This window comes from Deinococcus humi, from assembly GCF_014201875.1.
GTDB classification, from domain to species: domain Bacteria; phylum Deinococcota; class Deinococci; order Deinococcales; family Deinococcaceae; genus Deinococcus; species Deinococcus humi.
Genome location: NZ_JACHFL010000050.1, coordinates 1 through 3,606 on the forward strand (window position 1 = coordinate 1; position 3,606 = coordinate 3,606).

3 protein-coding genes are annotated in these 3,606 nt (G+C 51.4%); 2 read left to right on the plus strand and 1 reads right to left on the minus strand.

The features are described from left to right. Nucleotides 1-20 precede the first annotated feature (20 nt). Both HNQ08_RS26950 and HNQ08_RS26955 read left to right on the plus strand, forming a co-directional pair. Nucleotides 21-1,733 (plus strand): hypothetical protein, encoded by a 1,713-nt coding sequence (locus HNQ08_RS26950; RefSeq protein WP_184138542.1) that lies wholly within the window; start codon nt 21-23, stop codon nt 1,731-1,733. 970 nt (nt 1,734-2,703) lie between these two features. Beyond that, complete coding sequence (locus tag HNQ08_RS26955) at nt 2,704-3,057, plus strand: HNH endonuclease (protein ID WP_184138544.1); 354 nt, start codon at nt 2,704-2,706, stop codon at nt 3,055-3,057. 260 nt (nt 3,058-3,317) lie between these two features. On the opposite strand, the gene HNQ08_RS26960 is transcribed toward HNQ08_RS26955, so the two are convergent. Beyond that, nucleotides 3,318-3,503 carry a hypothetical protein gene (locus tag HNQ08_RS26960; protein WP_184138547.1) on the minus strand — a complete coding sequence of 62 codons (186 nt, stop codon included), beginning with the start codon at nt 3,501-3,503 and terminating at the stop codon, nt 3,318-3,320. Nucleotides 3,504-3,606: the final 103 nt, after the last annotated feature.

Below are 3,606 nucleotides of genomic sequence, written 5' to 3' on the forward strand. Positions count from 1 at the left end.
GTTTGAATTCGGCGGTGTAGGTGTTTCTGGTCGTCATGGGGTTGCCTCCTATGGTGAGGCTTAACTCCACCGACTCAAAACTGGCTCAATCCCAGTTAACACTTCAATGGCTGGTGGATCACCCTGCCAATCCTCAGAGTCTGCGAAAAATCGCCGCTGGGGGTGCGGTCCCCATTGATGGAGAGACGGCTGTGCCCGATTTGGGGTTGTTGGATGCCTTGGCTGCTCAGGGGGCATTTTCCGAGCGGACGGCAGAGAATACAGAAGTTACAAAGCTAAATCATAGTAGCTCTGACGTGTGTCCGACGTCTGGATATGTGCCAGATATTACGAACGGCCGATCCTTGATTGCCTGTTTAAGGGAGCGGAAATATACGGAGTCGATTGCCCCCTCAGTCTTGGGGTCTTTCAATTATCTCGCGCCGACCCTGATTCTCGCCATTAAGACACCGACACCCATTGATGACATTATTGTTGTTGCGTTGACAGCAGGTGCCATCTACCAAGGCTTAGATATCGAGCGGAAGTTAGCACTTTATCCAAAGGGCATCAACAGTACATCAATTAAATTAACCCAAAGCGTCTTCACTCCCACGTCGAAAGGGCCAGCAATGTACACACCCATGGCCTCAGCGGGGAAGAGTAACTCATTTAATTATATGACCGCGATAGCGTCGACGTTGCTTGGACTCAAATCAGCAGTGTCTAGCAAGGTAGGTGAGGGAGCAGCCACCCTGTTTGGGAAAATTTCAGAAGAGATTCAGGGGAAAGTCAAGGAATATCTGCTATCAAATGCAGTTAAATTCGAAGTCGGCCCCTTCTATTATGGCGATGTGAGTCTCGCTGATGTGCCAGATACGTATACTGCGTCGCTCTCTGGTGGAAATCTGTTTGTACTGGATACGAACAGAAGAACGGTCTATCCGAAAGAACCGCTGGTCAAAGGTTCTGAGGAACTGAAAATTGAACTTGTTGCTTCTGCTTACGGTAGTGAATCACCTGCTAAAACACTACTTAAGATTGAAACTGGCAGCGAAAGATATAAATTAATTGCAACTATAGAACAGATAGATAACGATAGAATTGTCGAAGAAGGGAAAGATAGTGATATTACAGACGGTGCAATTGGTGATTATACCACAACGCGAATCTTAAACAGCTTAGGGTCTTGGAAATTCGAGTGTCCCAATTTTGAAATTAATAACTCGAATGCTATAATAATTTGCGATACTGATATTACAGCTAATCACACTGAATCAATTAACTCCAGAATCTCAACCACTGTAATTGGCCTATATAATACTCAATATACAAGGTCTGTTGAAACATCTACTAAGGTATCGTCTCAAGTAGAACCCTCGGCCTTCAGCATAAAAGTAGTCGAAGGTAAAGTGAATATTAGATCAGACGTAAATACAAACATACCCTTAATGATAGGGAAATCTACAGTTATGGAAACGTGGACCTGTACATCAATAGCTCCTGGCACCTGTACCGAGCATACTAGTGAAAATACTGAGACGGTAGATGCAAGTGCTAGGTTTTATATCCATGAACAAGTTATTTCTGACGAAGCTACAGGAGATATGAATAGCGAGCAGGGAATTTCGGGAAATCGGACATTCACGACTGATTGCAGTGAAAGATTTACTTCTCCCGCTGGCTCTCTCGATAGAGCATGTAAGATAGATGTCAAGTTCTCTTGGAATATTGTCAGGGATTTCAATCGTTGACCGAAGTACACGCTTCATGACGTCTATGAAAACGTTCTGACCTGACAAGATCATACAATTCGTGGCGTTAGCAGCGCAGAGACGTCCCCGCTGATAGAAGTTCTGACAGCTAGAGGCTGCCAAGATGGCTGTCTAAAAATGAGTTTAGAGTTCTGTTACAAACGAATAGGCACTGTAGATAGATCGTGCTGGACAACGACGGACAAAGACGAGGAGCTTGTCTGACCTCGGGACTGGAGAATCGCCAAAGGGGAACACCAAAGTTGGGTTCGTTGTGGCTGTAGGAATGACTGGACGTCTGGCATTAAAAAGCACTGTCTACGCAAACAGCAAAATAACGAACCTAAAGTTGAAACCTGTTTTTGGCAGCCTCTAGCGTCTGTGCGACGGATCTGGTTGCCACAGCAGGGCACGCGTTCGAGTCACGTTGCTCCGCACCCATGAGTCCGGAAGCCGTTCCTCTACCAACTGCAGCAACAACTCGAAGTAATCCACCGCCTGGGGCGGCTGTGCGGTCCTCGAATGCGCGATAACGACACGTGACCCCTCAGTGGACGACGCGACCCGCATCAACGCCACGCCATCGAACGATGACCATGCAACCCGCACAGCCCCTTCAACTTCATTCGTCCAAGGCCATGCGTCTGACAAATCATCAAGCGCTTGAACTGCACCCATCGTCAAACGGACCTGGGCTGACCACGACTCGACACCGAAGCCGATTTCATCGCCAACCACGATCCTCAAGCGGTACGGTTCACCTGCGGGCACCGTCAACAACAGGGGGGGCGCCGCCCCCACGCTCTGCTCAGCCTCTGGGAAGTAGAAGGCGCGGTGCAGTAGTATCGCAGGCTCTTCGTGCGCCCACAACGGACCCGTGGCTTCGAGATGTTCCGACGAGTTCATGATGGCCGTGTTGCTCCGAAGGGATGAAGGGAGGAGCCCTGAAGCACGCGACGACCGAGCAGACATGACTCACCCTACCCGACGACCCTACGGGGCGTGTCCTTTGGTGTTCGTCGTGCCGGGAAGCCATGTGACGATGCAGGCCACCAGCACCGCAGCACATGTCCAGCCGTACGCTAGCGGCGGTCCCCACGAGGTCAGCAACGGGCTGCTGCGCAGTGACCTGCACCGCCTGTACGATCAGGTCCACATCACGGTGGAGCCGGACGAGCGCCGCCTGCTGGTGAGCGGCCGCATCCGCGAAGAATTTCAGAACGGACGGCATTACTACGCCCTAGAGGGGCAGCGCATCGGGACGTTCGCATCTGTGACGCATGAGCGGCTGCTGTACCACACGGAACACGTCTACCGTGCCTGAGACTGGCGAGCACCTCTCGGCCCTGTCCGATGGAGCGCAGCTCCCCTGTCGAATAGAACGGACTCGCTGAAGGCCCACCGCCTGATTAGGGACACGACGGTATCTGAACTCGTCCAGGGAGACCAGGCCTGATCTCCCCTTCTGCCTCTGAGACGACATGCAGTAGCCCCTGGACATGCGTTCAAAGTTGAGGCTGGACACAAGCGTTTGTGGCGCTGATGCTCCTGGTTTATGCAAGACAGAAGGACTGTCCGAGACGTTTATTCCAGCGGGCCAGACGGTGCGACAGACCAAAGCTCTGCCAAGATCTGCACCTGGAACTCCGGTATCTCGGAAAAGGGAATGGTGTTCCACATGTGGCTGAGCGGGTACTGGTAGGACTCGGTGATGAGAACCTGTCCCTTGCGGTCGACCAGAATGCCGACAGGTTCTGCCGGATTCACCATGAGCCCGATTGGGATTGAGCCAGTTTTGAGTCGGTGGAGTTAAGCCTCACCATAGGAGGCAACCCCATGACGACCAGAAACACCTACACCGCCGAATTCAAAC